1 pseudogene is annotated in these 1,112 nt (G+C 43.7%); it reads right to left on the reverse strand.

From position 1 onward, the window contains the following. Nucleotides 1-1,112: pseudogene (locus ACFSTE_RS14125) on the reverse strand (hypothetical protein); the annotation flags it as partial.

The raw sequence follows: 1,112 nt of genomic DNA on the forward strand, positions 1-1,112 counted from the left end.
ATCTATTGCTCCATCTCCATCGGTATCAACTCCTCCGTTCTCTACGATATCTGCAACCCCATCATTATCACTATCTAAGTCTGCAGTATTAGGAACACCATCACCATCACTATCAGGATTCGGTAAGGCTGTACCTGTGGTAACCTCTCCTGCTCCACTACCATTGTCAATCGTATCCAGACTATCTTCTAATCCGTCACCATCTGCATCCGTCATAGACGTTGGATCCCCTGGAATCGGGTAATCTATCGCTCCGTCTCCGTCGGTATCAACTCCTCCGGCTTCTGTAATATCTGCAACTCCATCATTATCACTATCTAAATCCAAATGATTCGCAACGCCATCACCATCTACATCATATACATCCGGAATACCATCACCATTACTATCTGTATAATCTGTTGTACTTCCATCTCCAGCGCCTCCATCATCTGTCGTATCCTGCCAGTTGGGAATACCATCACCATCTGCATCCCCATTAGGATCATTCCCTCCTGATTCTAAAACATCTGGAATACCATCGTTATCATCATCGGCATCTACCGCATCATCAATACCATCACCATCACTGTCATTCTCCCTGTAATCTAGATCTCCTACTCCAGGATTATCTACATCAGCTAAAATACCATCTGTTAAAGGAGCTACGGTATTATTACCTGCATTGCTTCCTGAAGTAGCTCCACTTAAAACAATCGTATCATAATTATCATCCAATCCATCGCCATCACTATCACTTCCTGAAGCAACTGTATCGGCAACCCCATCGCCATCAGTATCCCAACCTTCTATAGAATCAGATTCTCCATCATTATCACTATCGGTATCTATATAATCTGCACTACCATCCATATCTGTATCTATGGCAACTAATGCTGTTCCACCATCATCAGGGTCATAGCTATCATCAATACCATCACCATCAGTATCCGTACCACTTGGGGCAACATAACCAACCGTTGGTTGTCCTTCTATATTATCTACAATACCATCGCCGTCACTATCAACATCCTGATAATCCAGCCCTCCTGTACCATCGGTATTGGGTAACGGTAGCATCGTTCCGCCATCTCCTGTACCTGCAACCGTATTATCATCTGTATCAACACTAT

The organism is Aquimarina hainanensis, from assembly GCF_042684685.1.
GTDB classification, from domain to species: Bacteria; Bacteroidota; Bacteroidia; order Flavobacteriales; family Flavobacteriaceae; genus Aquimarina; species Aquimarina hainanensis.